The following is a 17,622-nucleotide window of genomic DNA, read 5'->3' as shown; positions in this document are numbered from 1 at the left end:
CCACAATATAAACTGGTCACAGTATCAAGCCAGTTTCATTCCATTCACTATAAAATAGGGAATTTCAGTCCGGGGCCTGACCGCCAATTCCGGCAATATCGACAAACTCCGGCCGCTCGTCAAATCGAATATCTCGGAAAATAGCCGCCGTCCGCCTGCTTGGCCAAATGTACATCCACGATCAAAAGACGCCGCGCAATGACATTGCGGCGGCGGATATAAAAAGGCCCAGGTTTATAAAGCCAACCCGAAAGGCGCAGGCGGGGCTTTCGTCTATTCCCGCCTTGGTTATTTTCCCGAGCGGCGGCGGAAGACCAGCACCAGCGCGACGCCCAGCCCCAGCATCAGCCAAGTTTGCGGCTCGGGCACGGCCGCGATGCCGAGGGCGTAATCGAAGGCGTAGCCGCTTTGCGCCTCCACGTTCCAGCCGGCGCGGATGACGAGGTCCTGCATGCCGCCGGCGACCACGCCCAGGTCCAGCACCCTGTTGTTGAAGAAGGACTGCGCCTCGGCCAGCGAGGTGAACGATTGCGCGTAAATGCTGGTCCCATGGTTGGTGATGTTCAGGTCCAGCTGCTGGAAACCGAGATTCAACACGCTGGCGCCCAGGAAGCCGAGCAGCAATTGGCGCGAGCCCGCCGTGCTGAACTGGAACTGCCCGGTCGATTCATAGGTGTAAATACTGCCGGGCGCCTGGTCCTGCAAATAAGACACGCCCTGCGCGCCATGTCCGACCATCTCGCCGCCGGCGAACGCCGCCGCCACGGCGGGCGCGCCCGCCAGCACCGACGCCCGTGCCGCCGCGTTCGGCGCGCCGGACACCGTGGCCGCCACCGGCGTCCCGCTCAGCACATCCACCGCCGCCGCCGCGCCGCCGGACGTGGTCGAACGCGCCTCGCCGCGCGCCTCGCCGTTGACGATGGGCGCGGACGCCACGGCCCGCACCCGCGTGCCGCCCGCGCCGGCCGAGTCGGCGTCCGCCACCGCGCCGCCCAGCGACCCGGCCGCGTGCGCGCCGGCCCGCGCCGCGCCACCCGCGGCCAGCGAGCTGGCGCCGGCGTAGGCGCTGGCGTCGCCCTGGACCGCGCCCAGGCCGCCGGTGGCGCGCGCCGTGGCGGAGGCGCCGGTCTGCGACAGCGCCTCCGAGCGCGCCGCCGCGTCGCCGCCCTTGCCGTGCGTGGCGCCGGCGTTGCCGCCCGACGCCTGCGCCAGGCTGAGCGCGTTGGCCCGTCCCGTGGCGCGCGCCAGCGACATGGCGTCGCCGCCGTCGCCCAGGTAGCCGTTCTCGTTGTAGCCGCCCGTGCCCGCGTTGGCGACGCTGGTGGCGCTGACGCCAGCGCCGGCCCTGGTCGAGGCGAGGTCTATCGCGCCCCTGGCGCCGCCGCCCCGTCCCGCCATGGCGGACGCGGTCTCGTACGAGTTGCCGCCGTAGCCGCCCTCGGCCTGCACCCAGCCGCTCAGGCTGGACGCCTTGTTGTCGGCCAGCGTGAGGCTGGCGTCGCCGCCGCCGGCCTTGCCGCCCGGACCGGTGCGGCTTTCGCCGCCGTCGCCGCCGCGCGCGCGCTGGTAGAACGACAGCGCGCCCGCCGTGGCGCCGGACACCGCGTTGACCATCGTGTTGTCCGAGCCGTCGCCGCCGGCCGCGCCATTGCCGCCGAAGCCGCCCGGGCCGCTCTGCTGGATGGCGCTCACATGCAGCGCGCCGGCGTCCGACTTGCCGCTGGCCCTGGCCTGGGCCGTGCCGCCCGCGCCGCCCTTCTCGCCCGCCGTGATGGCCGAACCGGCCACGCCGCCGTACGCGGCCGCCTGCACGGTGACCGCCTTGCCGCCCGTCGCCGCGCCGCTCGCCTCGCTCCGGCCGTTGCCGCCCGCCGATCCGTTGCCCGTCGCACTGTAGCCGCCGGAACCGCCGCCCGCCGTGCTGGACACCCACAGCTCTCCCACGCCCGTGGCGGCGACGCGCGACACCGCGTTGCCGCCCGCCATCGCGGTCCCCGTGCCTTCCGCGCTGCCGCCGTTGCCGCCGCTGGCGTCGCTGCGCGCGTCCAGCCTGGCGGCGGCGCCGTCGGCTATCTTCAGCGCGGACCTGGCGCGCCCCGCCTTGCCGCCGTCGGCCGCACCCGTGCCGTTGCCGCCGCTGCCGCCGTGCGCGTTCTGCATCAGTGTCAGCGCGCCCTTGGTGGCGCCACCGGCCGCGTTGCGCAGCGAGGTGTCGCCGCCGTCGCCACCCCTGGCGCCGGCCACGCCGTTGCCGCCCAGCCCGCCGTTCTGGGTCACGCTCACCTCCACCTCCCCGGTGCCGGAGGCGCCATAGGCGCCGGCCCGGCTCTTGCCGCCCTTGCCGCCGCTGTTGCCGGCGCCGCCGCCGGCCGCGCCCAGCCCGCCGGCGGCCGAGGCCGAGACTCTCACGCGGCCGCCGCCGGTCACGCGCGCGTCCGAGTGGCTGCCGGCCTGCGCGCCGGCCTCCCCGGAGGCGTTGGACGCGTCGTACGCGCCGGTGCCGCCCACGGCCGCGCTGTAGCCCTCCAGCGTGCCCGTGCCGCGCAGCTTCATGGTGGCCGCCGCGTCGCCGCCGCGCCGGTTGACCGCCTGCGGATGCGACTTGCCCGCGTTGCCGCCGGCCGCGTAGCTGTAGCCCACGGCGTTGTGGCCCGTCAATTCCAGCGTGGAGCTCGCCGCGCCGCCGCGGCCCGTCGCGCCATCCTGCGTCGCCGCGCCGCCGTCGCCGCCGGTGGCCGAGGCGTGGCCGCTCGCCGCCGCGCCGGCCGCCGCGACCGCGCGCGCCGTGGCCGCGGCCGCGCCGCCGTCGCCCGAGGCGGCGCCCGCGCCCCGCGCCGCGCCGGTCCCGCCGGCGCCGGCGACGCCTGCCGCGCCGCCCGCGCCGCCATTGGCGTTCGCCAGCGCGGACGCGGCGCCCGCCGCCGGTGCCGACACGGCGGTGGCCGCCGCGTTGCCGCCCTTGCCTCCCGCGCCGGCCTTGCCGCCGTTCTGGCCCGCGAGGCCCGCGATGCCGTTTCCACCGTTGCCACCCTTGCCGCCGGTCGCGGTGGCGAGGTTGGCCGCGTCGGCGTTGCCCAAGGCGTTGGCCACGGCGTTCTGGCCCGGCGTGCCCGCCTGGCCGGCGGCGCCCGGCGCGCCGCCGGCGGCGCCGTTGGCGCCATTGGCGCCTGTGCCGATCACGTCCGCCGCGTACGCCTGGCCGACGGCCAGCGCCAGCAACAGGGGCACGGCGCGGCAACGCCGCATGGGAATAGAAACGGGAGGTGAAACAGGGGGCGGACGGCAAGACGAGACTGGCATGACGTACCTCGCTGAGCATTGGACAACGGACGCGACCGGGCAACCGGAATGGCTAAATCCCGGCGAGGCTAGCACGCCGCCAAAAGGCGCACGCGTTCAATACAGATGGGAAAATTCAGCTGAAAAACGAACGAAAACGCGAACGAAAACGCGGGGAGGATTCAAGCCGCCGGGCAGGCCTCGCACTGGCACAAATGGCGCTGCTTGGTCAGCCGCATCAGTTCACAGGCGCTGCCGGCGTCGCGCAGCGCGGCGCCCTTGAACAGTTCGCCGTCGCCGCCCAAAAAGTCGAGCTCGTCGAAGCGCTCGGCCCAGCCGGTCTTGATGGTGGAAATCAGATGGAAGTACTGCTTGCAGTCCACGGCGCGAGGAATTTACAAAAAGGAAAAGTCCAGTTTAACAAATCCCCGCGCTGTCTGCTGAGCGCCGCCGGGGCGGCGCTGCGTTGGATCAACGCAGGCCGCTGGCGGCGCGCGCGATTTCGGTGATGCGGGCCCAGTCGCCGGCCTGCATCGCGTCCTTCGGCGTGAGCCACGAGCCGCCCACGCAGGCGACGTTTTTCAGCGCCAGGAACTGCGACGCGGTCTCCTGCGTGATGCCGCCGGTGGGGCAGAACGTCACGTCCGGCAGCGGGCCGCCGATGCCGTTCAGCATGCCCACGCCGCCCGCCGGCACGGCCGGGAACAGTTTCAGCTGCTTGAAGCCCTGCTCGCGCGCGGCCATCACCTCGGACGGCGTCATCACGCCCGGCAGCAGCGGCAGGCCGCTGCTCTTGGCGGCGGCGATCAGCGCCGGCGTCAGGCCGGGCGAGACGCCGAACACGGCGCCCGCGTCGCGCGCGGCGGCGAATTCCTCCGGCTGCGTCAGCGTGCCGACGCCGACGATGGCGCCCTCCACCCCCGTCATGGCCTTGATCGCGGCCAGGCCGTGTTTGGTGCGCAGCGTCACCTCCAGCACGCGGATGCCGCCCGCCACCAGCGCCTTCGCCAGCGGCACGGCGTGGTCCGGATCGTCGATCGCAATCACGGGGATCACGGCGGAGGTGCGCATAATTTCCAGCAGAGTCATGGTCAGTCCTTCTTCGTCGAGTAATCTTCGTCGGAACCGGGAACGGTGTTGCCGACGGGGTCTTGGGCGTGCAGGCCCACGGTGGTGGGGATCGGCGACGGCAGCGGGAACGTGGTCGCGCCCGATTCGGCCGCCGAGATGCTGTTGCGGTACATGGCGAACAGCTCGCGGCCCATGCCGACGCCGTTCGGCGTCAGGTCGGCCGTGGCCAGCGCGCGCGCGTGCCACACGTCCGACGGCACCAGAGCCTCCAGCGTGCCGGTGAAACCGTCGACGCGGATGATGTCGCCGTCGCGCACCAGGCCCAGCGCGCCGCCGGCCAGCACCTCGGGCGACACGTGGATCGCCGCCGGCACCTTGCCGGAGGCGCCGGACATGCGGCCGTCCGTCACCAGCGCGACCTTGCGGCCGGCGTCCTGCAGGTTGGCCAGCGCCGGGGTCAGCGCGTGCAGCTCGGGCATGCCGTTGGCGCGCGGACCCTGGAAGCGCAGCACGGCCACGAAGTCGCGATCGAGCTTGCCGGCCTTGTAGGTGTCCATGAACTCTTCCTGCGAGTTGAACACCAGCGCCGGCGCCTGCACCGTGCGGTGCTCTTCCTTCACGGCCGACACCTTCATCACGGCGCGGCCCAGGTTGCCCTGCACCAGCACCATGCCGCCGTCCGCCGAGAACGGATTGGTGTGCTTGCGCAGCACCTTCTCGTCGCCGCTTTCCAGCGGGGCGTCCCTCCAGGTCACGCCGTGCGGGCTTTCACCATCCGCCAGGAACGGCTCGGCGCAGTGCTTGCGCAGGCCCTTGCCCAGGATGGTGTTGACGTCGTCGTGCAGCAGGCCTGCGTCCAGCAGTTCGCGGATCACGAAGCCGGTGCCGCCGGCGGCGTGGAAGTGGTTCACGTCCGCCTCGCCGTTCGGGTAGATGCGCGTCAGCAGCGGCACCACCTTCGACAGCTCGTCGAAGTCGTTCCAGTCGATCACGATGCCGGCCGCCTTGGCGATGGCCACCAGGTGCAGCGTGTGGTTGGTGGAGCCGCCGGTGGCCAGCAGGCCGACCACCGCGTTGACGATGGACTTCTCGTCGACCACGTGGCCGACCGGGATGTATTCGTTGCCCTGCGCGGTGATCAGCGCGGCGCGCTGGGCGGCGGCGGCGGTCAGCGCGTCGCGCAGCTCGGTGCCCGGCGAGATGAAGGCGGCGCCCGGCAGGTGCAGGCCCATCACCTCCATCAGCATCTGGTTGCTGTTGGCGGTGCCGTAGAAGGTGCAGGTGCCGGCGCCGTGGTAGGACTTGGCCTCGCCTTCCAGCAGTTCGTCGCGGGTGGCCTTGCCCTGCGCGTAGCGCTGGCGGATCGCCGCCTTGTCCTTGTTGGACAGGCCGGTGGTCATCGGGCCGGCGGGCACGAACACGGCCGGCAGGTGGCCGAAGTGCAGCGCGCCGATCAGCAGGCCGGGAACGATCTTGTCGCACACGCCCAGGTACAGCACCGAGTCGAACATGTTGTGGGACAGCGCGATCGCGGTCGACTGGGCGATGGCGTCGCGCGAGAACAGCGACAGTTCCATGCCGGGCTGGCCCTGGGTCACGCCGTCGCACATGGCCGGCGTGGCGCCGGCGAACTGCGCCACCGCGCCGACCTTGCGCACGGCGTCCTTGATGATGGCCGGGAAGGTCTCGAACGGCTGGTGCGCCGACAGCATGTCGTTGTACGAGGAGATGATGGCCACGGAGGGCTTCTTCACCTCTTTCAGCACCAGCTTGTCGTTGGCCGGGAAGGCGGCGAAGCCGTGGGCCAGGTTGGTGCAGGACAGCGCGCCGCGTTGCGGGCCGTTGACGCGCGCCGCTTCCAGGTGCGCCAGGTATGCGCCGCGCGAGGGCCGGCTGCGCTGGATAATCCGCGCAGTCACGGTTTCGAGTACAGGATGAACCGCCATGATCGTTCCTTATGAGAGGTATTTGCCTGAAATTTTACTACAAAATGAAATCGCGAAAGCGATTTCTTTCGGCTGGACGAACGTTTACGGCGGGCCAATCCGGGGCGGATAGGCCTTGTAGAAGCCGCGAACGCACATTTTGTAGTGAATTTACCTGTTTTTCCTGTATGATGAATATTATCCAAGCAACCACGTTACGAACGAGCTCACCACCATGCGCCAGCCCGCCCTGACCACGACTGCCACTTACCAAGCCCTCGCCGCCCATTACATCGACGTGCAGCCCCAGACGCTGCGCGAACTGTTCGCGGCCGATCCCCAGCGTTTCGAGAAGATGTCGGTGGACGCCGCCGGCATCTGCCTGGACTATTCCAAGAACCGCCTGACCACCGACACCGTGGCCCTGCTCACCGCCCTGGCGCGCGAGCGCGGCGTGGAACGCATGCGCAACGCCATGTTCGCCGGCGAAAAAATCAATCTTACCGAACACCGCGCGGTGCTGCATACCGCGCTCCGTATGCCGCGAGGCAAGGAATTGACGGTGGACGGCCAGAACGTGACGCAGGACGTGCACGCCGTGTTGGACCGCGTGAAGGACTTCACCGACCGCGTGCGCAACGGCACCTGGCTGGGCCACTCCGGCAAGCCGATCACCGACATCGTCAACATCGGCATTGGCGGCTCGGACCTGGGGCCGAAGATGGCGTGCCTGGCGCTGCGCGCCTACTCGCACCCGCGCCTTAAAATGCACTTCGTCTCCAACGTGGACGGCCACGACATGGACGCCGCGCTGTCGCTGGTGAACCCGGAGACCACGCTGTTCATCGTCGCCTCCAAGACCTTCACCACCGCCGAGACCATGCTGAACGCGCAGAGCGCGCGCGGCTGGTTCCTGAAGACGGGCACCGAGGCCGACCTGGCCAAGCACTTCGTGGCCGTCTCCACCAACACGCAGGCGGTGACCGCCTTCGGCATCGACGCCGCCAACATGTTCCCGTTCTGGGATTGGGTCGGCGGCCGCTACTCGGTGTGGTCGGCCATCGGCCTGCCGGTCGCGCTGGCGGTGGGCTTCGGCTACTTCAGCGACTTCCTGGCCGGCGCCCATGAAATGGACGAGCACTTCCGCACCGCCCCGCTGGAGGAAAACCTGCCGGCGCTGCTGGCCCTGGTCGGCTTCTGGAACCGCCAGTTCCTGGGCTGCGCCTCGCTGTCGATCGCGCCCTACCACCAGGACCTGAACCGCTTCCCCGCCTACCTGCAACAGCTGGACATGGAAAGCAACGGCAAGCGCGTCACGCGCGCCGGCGCGCCGGTGGACACGCCGACCTGCCCCGTGGTGTGGGGCGAGTGCGGCACCAACGCGCAGCACGCCTACTTCCAGCTGCTGCACCAGGGCACGGACGTGACGCCGATGGACTTCATCGCCGCGCTGCGCCCCACCCACGAGCTGGCCGACCACCACGACGCGCTGCTGGCCAACTGCTTCGCCCAGTCCGAGGCCTTCATGACCGGCAAGACCGAGGCCGAGGTGCGCGCCGAACTGGCGGCGCAAGGCGTGCCGGAGGCGCAGATCGACCTGCTGGCGCCGCACAAGACCTTCCCCGGCAACCGCCCCAGCAACACCATCCTGATGGACGTGCTGGGTCCGCACTCGCTGGGCGCGCTGATCGCGCTGTACGAGCACAAGACCTTCGTGCAGGGCGTGCTGTGGGACGTGAACAGCTTCGACCAGTGGGGCGTGGAACTGGGCAAGGTGCTGGCCAAGAACATCCAGGCCGAGCTGGCCGGCGAGCCGCGGCCCGAGCGCCACGACAGCTCCACCAACGCGCTGATCGCGATGGCCAAATCCGCCCAAACCCTGCGCTGAGGCCACCATGAGCCATCACATCGAATCCGCCTTCGGCGACGCCATGCTGGTGGGCGAAGGCCCGTTGTGGCACGCCGGCGAACAAACGCTGTACTGGGTGGACATCGACGGCTTCGCCGTGCACCGCCTGCGCGTCGACAGCGGCGAGCACCACAAGTTCCCGATGGCCAGCGAGCCCTCGGCGCTGGCGCGCAGCGAGCAAGGCGGCCTGGTGGTCGCCCTGCGCGCGGGCTTCATGCACCTGAACACGGACGACGGCATCCTGACCGCCATCGCCCCGGCGCCGTTCGACACCGCCACCACCCGCTTCAACGACGGCAAGGTCGACGCGGCGGGCCGCTTCTGGGTCGGCACCATCTACGAGCCGCGCGACAAGCAGGCCGCCGAGATGTTCGTGCTCGAACGCGGCGAGATCCGCAAGGCCTGGTCGGGCGGCATGATGAATTCCAACGGCCTTGGTTTCAGCCCGGACAACCGCGTCATGTACCACGCCGACACCGCCGCGCACCGCGTCAGCCGCTACGCCTACGACCTGGCCAGCGGCACGCAGTCGGACCAGCGGGTGCTCAAGCAGTTCGACACCGACAAGGCCAGCCCCGGCTACGGCGGCCGCCCGGACGGCGCGGCGGTCGACAGCGAGGGCAACTACTGGGTCGCGATGTTCGAGGGCGGGCGCATACTGAAACTGTCGCCGGAGGGCGAGGAGCTGGACGAGATCAAGCTGCCGGTGCGCTGCCCGACGATGGTGGCGTTCGGCGGCGGGGACTTGAAGACGCTGTACATCACCAGCGCCGGCAAGCGCCCCGCCGAGGAACTGGCGCGGCTGCCGCTGAGCGGCCACGTGCTGAAGGTCCGCGTGGACGTCGCCGGCCGCGTGGAACCGGCCTATATCGAGTGAGTCGATGTAGTAAATTTTCTTGATTTTGTCGTTTTTATGTAGTAAATTTTCACATACTACCCGGCACAACTTTTTGCACACATACACACATTATGGCTCTTACCGATTTTGACCTGGTTCTGTTTGGCGGCAGTGGCGATCTGGCGATGCGCAAGTTGCTGCCCGCGATGTACTCCCGCGACGTCTGCGGCGACCTGCCGGCGACCGCGCGCATCATCTGCGTGGGCCGCCAGGATTGCGGCCAGGACGAGTTCATCGACATCGTCAACAACACCTCCAAGCCGCTGATCAAAGCGCCGGCCGTCACGCCCGAGGCCTGGGCGCGCTTCACCGCGCGCATCGTGTACGTGTCGCTGAACGCCACCGACGCCGGCACCTACGCGCCGCTGGTGGAGGCCCTGCGCACCGACGGCGCCATCACCCGCGTCTACTACCTGGCCACGCCGCCGCACCTGTTCGCGCAGATCTGCGACAACCTGAAGGAAAACGGCCTGGCCACCAAGAACTCGCGCGTGGTGCTGGAGAAACCGCTGGGCCGCGACCTGGCCTCGGCCAAGCAGATCAACGCCGAAGTGGGCCAGGTGTTCGAGGAATCGCAGATCTACCGCATCGACCACTACCTGGGCAAGGAGACCGTGCAGAACCTGCTGGCCCTGCGCTTCGGCAACATCCTGTTCGAGCCGCTGTGGCGCCGCGAATGGATCTCGGACGTGCAGATCACCATCGCCGAGAAGCTGGGCGTGGGCAACCGCATCGGCTACTACGACACCTCCGGCGCGCTGCGCGACATGCTGCAGAACCACCTGCTGCAGCTGCTGTGCATCGTGGCCATGGAGCCGCCCACCTCGATCGCGCCGGACGCCGTGCGCGACGAGAAGCTGCAGGTGCTGCGCTCGCTGAAGAAGTTCACCCCCGCCACGCTGGCGCAGAACATCGTGCGCGGCCAGTACCGCGCCGGCCACGTGGACGGCCAGGCCGTGCCGGGCTACCGCGACGAGCCGGACGCGCCGGAACGCTCGCGCACCGAGACCTTCGTGGCCATGAAGGCCGAGATCGACACCTGGCGCTGGGCCGGCGTGCCGTTCTACCTGCGCACCGGCAAGCGCATGGCCGATTCGCTGGCCGAGATCGTGGTGCGCTTCAAGCAGATCCCGCACTCGATCTTCAACCAGCCAACCAACAGCTTCCAGCCGAACTGCCTGGTGATCCGCCTGCAGCCGGACGAGGGCCTGCGCATGAACCTGATGGCCAAGACGCCCGGCGAGGGCATGCGCTTGAAACCGGCCGAGCTGGAACTGGATTTCCGCGAGACCTTCAAGTCCCCGCGCATGGACGCCTACGAGCGCCTGCTGCTGGACGTGCTGCGCGGCCAACTGACCCTGTTCATGCGCGGCGACGAGCTGGAGGCGGCGTGGGAATGGGTGGAGCCCATCCTGAAGCACTGGGAGCAGGACGAGTCGCTGCCGACGCCGTACGCGTCCGGCACCTGGGGTCCCGCCGCCGCCAGCGCGCTGATCGGCCGCGACGGCCTGCAGTGGCGCGAAGAAGCCCTCCCGGAAGATTAAGCGGAAGACCAGGCGCACAATGTTACTCGACTCCATCCGCACCCAGCTCGACGCGCTCTCGAAATCCGAGCGCAAGGTCGCGCTGGCGGTGCTGGACAATCCGGCCCAGATCGTGGACCAGAACATCACGGCACTGGCGCGCACCGCGCAGGTGTCCGAGCCCACCGTGGTGCGCTTCTGCCGCACCCTGGGCTACGACGGCTGGCACGAATTCAAGCTGAAGCTGGCGCAGGGCCTGGCGCTCGCCCTGCCCGGCCTGAACGACCAGCCGGCCCAGGACGACTTGGCGGCGGACCTGGTCAACAAGATCTGCAGCCGCTCCATCAACACGCTGCTGGACCTGCGCAACAACCTGAAGGCCGACGCCGTGCAGCAGGCGCTGGACATCCTGTCGCGCGCCAACAAGATCGAGTTCTACGGCCAAGGCACCTCCGGCATCGTGGCGGCGGACGCGCAGCACAAGTTCTTCCGCTCCGGCGTGCCCACCGTGGCCTACGCCGACCCGGCCATCCACAGCATCGCCGCCGCCCTGCTGCGCACCGGCGACGCGGTGGTGGCCATTTCCCAGCGCGGCAACAGCCCGGCGCTGGTGCGCTCGGTGAAGCTGGCGCGCCGCGGCGGCGCGGAGGTGATCGTGCTGGCGCCGTCCGGCACCCCGCTGGCGGAGCTGGCGACGGTGCTCATCCCGATCGACCTGATCTTCAACATCGACCCCTACACGCCGATCTCGGCGCGCCTGGCCTACCTGGTGGTGATCGACGTGCTGGCCGTGGGCCTGGCCCTGCAGCGCGGCCCCGAGTTCCGCAGGAAGATGCAGAACGCGCAGAAGGCGCTGCAGGAGTTCGACCTGCAGTTCGATTCCTTCATCGGCTGATCCCCCCGGCGCCCCATCGCTGACGAAAAAAATTCACTAATTTTTGTCACGATCGCGGCGCGCCGGCGATATACCCCGTCGATCGATAAAAACATCGCTCGTTCACACCACCGGGGAATCGAATGAAACGCAACTACATACCTCCTGGAAGAATTTATTCCGAAGAAGAAATCTCGGCGCTGAACCGCCGTCTCGACCAGCTGTGCGCGGCGCTGCAGCCGGAGGCGGAGCGAGTGTTCAAGCGCGCCATGCGGCGGCGCACGGCGTCATCCGGCGCCGAGGTGCTGACGGAGGAAACCAGCGCCAGCCTGTGCGCCATACTGGCGGAATTGGGTGAGGAACCGGCTTTTCAGCGCGAGCTTGCCTTGCTGCGGGAGCAATTGACGCTGGAACTGCAGCGCGCGCCGGCATTCGACGAGTTGGCCGACGCCGAATGGCTGAAGGTTCGCAGCCAGGACTTGGCGCGCGCCTTTGTCAATTTCTGGATGGATTTCGCCGCTTCCGATGAACTGCGCCGCCACTTCAGCCGCGGCTTTCTGCGCCAGGCCGAAAACCAGCGCCCATCCGAGTATCAGCGCCACATGGAACTGATCTGCTCGCGTTACTTCCTCGAACCGGAAGATGCGCGCGCGCTACTGGAGGCACTGAACGATGCCGCCAGCGGCGTGACGAGCGGCTGGACCGGCGCCTCGCACGCGGAGCGGCAGAACGAGCAAAGCGGCCCGCTGCCGCACCGCCAAGCCGAACTTGGCACAACGGACCTCGGCAGGCGCGAGTGGCCTGGCCCCTCCACCCGCCACTAGCCGTCTCGCCACCCAACCGTGGCAGGTCGTGCCTAGCGGTCTAGTAATGAAAGGCAATCGCCTCGACCTCGGGCCGGGCGGGATTGGGATACAGTATCTCGTATTCGCCAACGCCTCCTGGCCGGCCGATCACGCGCCGCTCCAGCAACAGCTCATGGCCGGCGGTGTCCGGCGCGGCCAGGAAAGTCAGGATCTGAAAGCCGTTGGGCACGTAGTTCGTCGGCGACCTGCCGGCGCGGTTCCCGGACCGCGCCACCTGCGACAGGGAGTTGGCGATCAGTTGCACCTGGCCGTCGGCCAGTGGACCATACGAGATCGCATTCGCGCTGGCGGGGAGTTTGCCGACAGGCGGATACGTCTCGTGCGTATGGCCGCTCAGCACCAGATGGGCCAGCTTGCCGCGCCGTTTGTGGTCGAAACGGATAAGTGAGCGTGCCACGTCGCGGTCGTTCATCAAGCTCATGGTCCACCACGGCCTCGGCGGTGGGTAGTGGACCGGATGATGCAACGCGAGGATGCGGAAGTCGCGCGTGCGGCCGTCTGGATGGAAGCCTCGTTCCACACCGCTCGCCAGTTGATCCAGCTGATCCGCGCTCGCCTCGCCCGGCGCCCACGGCGGGTCGCACCCAACCCTCCCCAGCGCCCTCCAGTTGTAGTATTGGTCGTCTATCGCGCTGTTGACCCCTTGTAGCAAGAGTCTGGACGCGCTGTGGGGGATCGCTATGCTTAGCGGCCCCTGCGGCCAGCGCGGCGGGAATATGCCGTTGCGCAAAGCGCTGCGGTGCCGCTCCAGCTCGCCCGCGTCCACTCCGAGCGGAAACTTTGCTGGCCACGCGTCGTGGTTGCCGTATAGCACCAGCCACTGGCTGGCCCGCAGCAGGGTCCGGTACTTCCGCAGGCAGCCCATCGCGCTCCGCAGCGATTCCATGTCACCCATCGCGCTGAGGTCGCCCGTATCGAGCAGCCAGGTTTCCACCCCGCCGAACTGCGGGTTGGCGGCGAAGCCATAGAGAAAGCGACACATCTCGCGGTGGGCGAGATAATCGTGGCCGGCCACACCTTGATCCCACAGTTCCATCAGCGCGTCGGCGCCCCCGGCCCATCCGAACCGCCGCAAGACCCTGGTGGATAGCCGTACAAAATCATCGGCGCGCTGATCGGTGGGCGCGCCGCCATCCCGGTAATGCATGTCGGACACGTGCACAATATGCAAAAACGGCTCGAAATCGAAGGTCGCCATACGTCCTCCCCATTCAGAAATCCTCGCGCAGCAATTGGCTGGCGTCCTCCCCCAGTTCCCGCCGTATGGCATCCCGCAGGCGGACCCGCAGCCGGTGCAGCCGCTGCCGCTCGCGCGCGGCCATCGGTTGGCCGGGCGCGAGCGCGCCACTGTCCAGCGCCGACAACAGCGCGCGGTCGGACTCGGCGACGTCGGCCAGTTCCACCAGGCAGATGCGCAGCATGCGGCTGTACAAGGCCGACCTGGCCGGATCGACGCCCGCGCCCGCCGGCAGCTCCGCCTCGGGCAGGGTGTCCAGGCTCAAGGCCCATAGACGGGCGCTACGCCGGAATCCGTCCACGGCACGCCGCCGGAAGATGGCGAACGCCAGTTTGCGCAAATCCAGCGCATCCTTGCCCTCGTCCTGCCCGCAGGCGACGTACTCCCACAGATCGGACAAGGCCTGGCTCGCCAGGTCGTCGATCTCCTCGCGCAACGCCGGGAAGCGCCGGCGGCCATAGCTCTGGAGGGCGCCGCGCAGTTCCTCTATCGTCTTGCCATCGAACATGGGCCTTGCCCTCCTCGTCCAGGTTCGACAAGGAAGGAATGGCTAAGTTCTGGATCGGGAGAGCTTATTCAGGCAGGTCGGAGAGCGCCCACACGCCCAGCCGCTTGGTGCCGCCCTCGTCCAGCACCAGGCGCGGCGCCGGCAGGTGGAAGGGCGCGGCCGTGAGGTCCAGCGCCTGCCAGCCGCCGGTGCGTATCCAGTGGTTGCGGCCGACCGCGTGGGTGGTGGCGATCAGGTGGCGTGCGCCGCTCTGGCGGAAGCGCTTCAACGCCATCAGCACGGCGTCCAGCGGCAGATGGGTCAGGCAATCCCGGCACAGGATGGCGTCCGCCCGCGGCAGGGTGGCGGTGACGACGTCCAGCTCGGAGACCAGGCAGTTGCTGCGCTCGCGTAGCTTCGCGCGCAACGCCGTCACCAGCTCCGGCACGATGTCGAAGCCGAGGTACAGGCGCAGCGCGCCCGCCAGTTCAACGCTCCAGTTCATGTCGCCGCAGCCCGCGTCGGCCAGGATGTCCACGCCCAGGAAGTCCAGCGTCTCCGGCAGCCATTTGCGCAGCGCCGCCGTGCCCGCCAGCGTCGAGCCGCTGCCGGAGCGGGTCTCGTCGCAGTTCCACAGGTTGCCGCTCCAGATGTGCGTGAACACCGCCTTGCGCGCGGCGGCCTGCACCGGCTGGTCGGCCGCCAGGTCGGGCTTGGTCAGCGGCGTCCCCAGGTACAGGCGGGCGCGGAAATCCAGGCCTGAGAAGGCCTCGTACTCGGCCAGCGAGCGCGCCGCGCCCAGGTCGTAGCGGGCCATCTCCACCAGTTGCGCGCTGTCCGCGTTGCGCTCCATCCCCAGCACGTGGCGGATGCGCTTGCGGGCGTGCTGGTTCAGCGTGTCCCAGTCGGTCTGGTCCTTCCAGTGGCGGGGGCGCTCCGGCCGGCGGCCGTAGTCGTGGTAGGCGACGACCGCGTTGGGCACGAAGATGTCCCAGCCGCTGGTCCACAGGCGCGCCGCCAGCGTGATCTCCTCGCCCTCGAAATACACGTGCGGATCGTAGGGCACCTCCTCGATCATGCGCGCCGGCGCGAACACCAGGCCGGCGCCGATGAAGGCGTTCTGCAGCGGCAGCGGCGGCGCGTCCTTCACGCTGGCCATCTCGGAACGCTGCGCCAGCACGCCGAACTCGTCGAACTCCTTGGGATAGATCGTCACCACGCCGTCCGCGCCGTAGGTGTCGGGCGGGGTGAACGCCAGCGGATAGGTCGACAGCACGGGCTTGGGGCTGGCGCACTGCGCCAGCATGCGGATCAGCACCTCGTCCCAGCCGGCGACGAAGCGCATGTGGCTATCGACCTGCAGGTAGTAGTCCTCGCCGCGCCACAGCGACTGCAGCTGGCTGCGCGCCCAGCAAGCGCCCTTGCTCTGGGAGGCGTGCACGCGCAGCGTGCGCACCTGCTCCGGGCGCGTCTCCAGCACGAAACAGTCGTCGTCCTCCACCGGCACGTATTGCCAGCAGACGCCGATGAAGACGCGCTCGGGATGGCTGGCCTTTTCGAACAGGTCGCGCACCGTGTTCTGGCAATCGGGATCGCGGTAGCTGGCGATGGAGACGAAGATGGTCGGTCGCAAAGGCGTGGAATCCGTAACGTGAACAACGGACGGGCGCTTGCCGGGAAGCGCCCGTCCTGCCGGGTTGCGTCAGTCTACCACTGCAGCTTGTCGATATGGTCCAGCGACGCCGGTTCGTGGTGGTCGGGCCCGAACTGCGGACCGTGCTCGCCGTCCGACCCGTGGCCGTCGACGATCTTCTGGCCCTCGATTTCCTCGGTCCAGGCGCCGCCACTGCCGGCCGCCGCCTCGTGGCCGAAGTCCATCTCGATCACGTCGGCCCAGTTCCCGCCCGTGCCGCCCCCCTGCGCGCTGGCCTGCACGTCGCCGAAGTGGAACATGTCGTTCCCGGCGTCGGTGTGGATGCTGTCCTGCGGCGCGGTCACGCCGTGCGCGTCGGACTGGCCCAGGCCGTGCGACTGGGCGTCGTCGCCGGCAAGGCTCTGGCTCTTGGCGGAGGTGCCCTCGTCGGAGGCGCCGGCGTCGTGCGACTTGGCCTCGGCGGTCTTGGCGCTGTCCGCGTTCTCCTGGATCGCCCGGCCGCCGGCCTTGGTTTTACCGTTGCCGTTGCCGTTGCCGTTTCCATTGCCGTTGTCCGAGGTGTCGGTCGGCTGTGGCGTGGTGGTTGGCGCCGGCGTGGACGTCGGCGTTGGCGTGCTGGTGGGCGCGGGCGCGCCGCCGCCGGCGTTCTCGGCGTTGTTGTGGCTGCCCGAATTGCCCGGGGCGTCCTGGTCGCCATTGCCGTGGCCGTTGTTGCCCTTGCTGCCGCCGTTGCCGTTGCTGCCCGAGTTGCCGTTGTTGCCGGAGTTGCCGGAGTTGCCGTGGGACTCGGTCGGCGCCGGCGTGGACGTGGGCGCGGGGGTTTCGACCAGCGCGGGAGCGCTGGTCTGGACCGGCGATCCGCCGCCGGCGTTCTCGGCGTTGTTGTGGCCGCCGGAATTGCCGGGCGCGTCCTGGTCGCCGTTGCCGTGGCCGTTGTTGCCCTTGCTGCCACCATTGCCGTTGTTGCCCGAGGACTCGGTCGGCGCCGGCGTGGACGTGGGCGCGGGCGCCTCCGTCGGCGCAGGGGTTTCGGTCGGTGCAGGGGCCGGGATTGGCGTCGGGGCCGGCGTGCCGGCCGCGTTCTCGGCGTTGTTGTTACCACCCGAATTGCCGGGCGCGTCCTGGTCGCCGTTGCCGTGGCCGTTGTTGCCCTTGCTGCCGTCATTGCCGTTGTTGCCAGAGGACTCGGTCGGCGCCGGCGTGGCCGTGGGCGCGGGAGTCGTCGTCGGCGCTGGCGCGCTGGTCGGCGCCGGGGTTTCGGTCGGCGCCGGGGCCGGGGTTGGCGTCGGCGCCGGCGTGCCGGCCGCGTTCTCGGCGTTGTTGTTGCCGCCCGAATTACCCGGCGCCTCCTGGTCACCGTTGCCGTGTCCGTTGTTGCCCTTGCTGCCGCCATTGCCGTTGCTGCCCGAGTTGCCGGGCGCCTCGGTAGGTGCCGGAGTGGAGGTCGGCGCAGGCGTCGTGGTCGGCACGGGGGCGTCGGTCGGCGCCGGCGTGCCGGTGGGCGAAGGCGTGCCGCCGCCGGCGTTCTCGGCGTTGTTGTTGCCGCCCGAATTGCCCGGCGCGTCCTGGTCGCCGTTGCCGTGGCCGTTGTTGCCTTGCGGACCGTGCGGCGCCTCGGTCGGCGCGGGCGTCGCTGTCGGCGCCGGGGTGGCGGTCGGCACGGGCGATCCGCCGCCCGCGTTTTCGGCGTTGTTGTGGCCGCCCGAATTGCCCGGCGCGTCCTGATCGCCGTTGCCGTGGCCGTTGTTGCCTTGCGGACCGTGGGCGGCCTCGGTCGGCGCCGGCGTGTCGGTTGGGACCGGTGTCCCGGTTGGAGCCGGCGTGTCGGTTGGCGGCGGCGGTGCCTCGGTCGGCGCAGGCGTCTGGGTCGGCGCTGGGGTGTCCGTCGGCGCTGGCGAG

At 69.4% G+C, this 17,622-nt stretch carries 12 protein-coding genes and 1 pseudogene; 5 read left to right on the top strand and 8 right to left on the bottom strand.

Annotated features, from left to right (window positions below):
• Positions 1–288: 288 nt before the first annotated feature.
• The 4 genes from BM436_RS32720 to edd all read right to left on the bottom strand — a co-directional run bounded on the left by BM436_RS32720 (position 289) and on the right by edd (position 6,296).
• Positions 289–3,228 carry a PEP-CTERM sorting domain-containing protein gene (locus BM436_RS32720; RefSeq protein WP_143133414.1) on the bottom strand — a complete coding sequence of 980 codons (2,940 nt, stop codon included), beginning with the start codon at positions 3,226–3,228 and terminating at the stop codon, positions 289–291.
• A 233-nt stretch (positions 3,229–3,461) separates the two neighbouring features.
• Positions 3,462–3,662, bottom strand: a complete 201-nt coding sequence (locus BM436_RS32715) for a hypothetical protein (protein ID WP_093560751.1) — start codon at positions 3,660–3,662, stop codon at positions 3,462–3,464.
• 88 nt (positions 3,663–3,750) lie between these two features.
• Positions 3,751–4,368, bottom strand: coding sequence for a bifunctional 4-hydroxy-2-oxoglutarate aldolase/2-dehydro-3-deoxy-phosphogluconate aldolase (gene eda / locus BM436_RS32710; protein WP_177307715.1), 618 nt, complete (start codon positions 4,366–4,368; stop codon positions 3,751–3,753).
• Positions 4,369–4,370: 2 nt separating this feature from the next.
• Positions 4,371–6,296, bottom strand: coding sequence for a phosphogluconate dehydratase (gene edd / locus BM436_RS32705; protein WP_093560749.1), 1,926 nt, complete (start codon positions 6,294–6,296; stop codon positions 4,371–4,373).
• Positions 6,297–6,510: 214 nt separating this feature from the next.
• On the opposite strand from edd, the gene pgi reads away from it, so the two are divergent.
• From pgi to BM436_RS32680, 5 genes are all read left to right on the top strand, one after another.
• A complete protein-coding gene (gene pgi / locus BM436_RS32700) occupies positions 6,511–8,163 on the top strand; it encodes a glucose-6-phosphate isomerase (protein ID WP_093560747.1) in 1,653 nt (550 codons plus the stop codon).
• A 7-nt stretch (positions 8,164–8,170) separates the two neighbouring features.
• Positions 8,171–9,061, top strand: coding sequence for an SMP-30/gluconolactonase/LRE family protein (locus tag BM436_RS32695; RefSeq protein ID WP_093560745.1), 891 nt, complete (start codon positions 8,171–8,173; stop codon positions 9,059–9,061).
• Between the two features lie 92 nt (positions 9,062–9,153).
• Positions 9,154–10,626, top strand: coding sequence for a glucose-6-phosphate dehydrogenase (gene zwf, locus BM436_RS32690; protein ID WP_093560743.1), 1,473 nt, complete (start codon positions 9,154–9,156; stop codon positions 10,624–10,626).
• Between the two features lie 19 nt (positions 10,627–10,645).
• Positions 10,646–11,500 carry an SIS domain-containing protein gene (locus BM436_RS32685; RefSeq protein WP_093560741.1) on the top strand — a complete coding sequence of 285 codons (855 nt, stop codon included), beginning with the start codon at positions 10,646–10,648 and terminating at the stop codon, positions 11,498–11,500.
• A 122-nt stretch (positions 11,501–11,622) separates the two neighbouring features.
• Positions 11,623–12,303, top strand: a complete 681-nt coding sequence (locus tag BM436_RS32680) for a hypothetical protein (RefSeq protein WP_093560739.1) — start codon at positions 11,623–11,625, stop codon at positions 12,301–12,303.
• 40 nt (positions 12,304–12,343) lie between these two features.
• Here BM436_RS32680 and BM436_RS32675 read toward each other — a convergent pair whose 3' ends face one another.
• The 4 genes and pseudogenes from BM436_RS32675 to BM436_RS32660 form a co-directional block, all read right to left on the bottom strand.
• On the bottom strand, positions 12,344–13,543 hold the full coding sequence (locus tag BM436_RS32675; protein WP_177307713.1) for a metallophosphoesterase family protein: 1,200 nt from the start codon (positions 13,541–13,543) through the stop codon (positions 12,344–12,346).
• 13 nt (positions 13,544–13,556) lie between these two features.
• Positions 13,557–14,090, bottom strand: a complete 534-nt coding sequence (locus BM436_RS32670; RefSeq protein WP_093560735.1) for a hypothetical protein — start codon at positions 14,088–14,090, stop codon at positions 13,557–13,559.
• A 64-nt stretch (positions 14,091–14,154) separates the two neighbouring features.
• Positions 14,155–15,702, bottom strand: coding sequence for a GlcNAc-transferase family protein (locus BM436_RS32665; protein WP_093560733.1), 1,548 nt, complete (start codon positions 15,700–15,702; stop codon positions 14,155–14,157).
• A gap of 74 nt (positions 15,703–15,776) precedes the next feature.
• Positions 15,777–17,622, bottom strand: a pseudogene (locus BM436_RS32660) (hypothetical protein); the annotation flags it as partial.

Origin of the sequence: Pseudoduganella namucuonensis (assembly GCF_900116645.1) — a bacterium.
In the GTDB taxonomy this organism is placed as follows: domain Bacteria; phylum Pseudomonadota; class Gammaproteobacteria; order Burkholderiales; family Burkholderiaceae_D; genus Rugamonas; species Rugamonas namucuonensis.
Note: the sequence above shows the minus strand (reverse complement) of the source record. Positions and strands in the feature narration are given on the sequence as shown.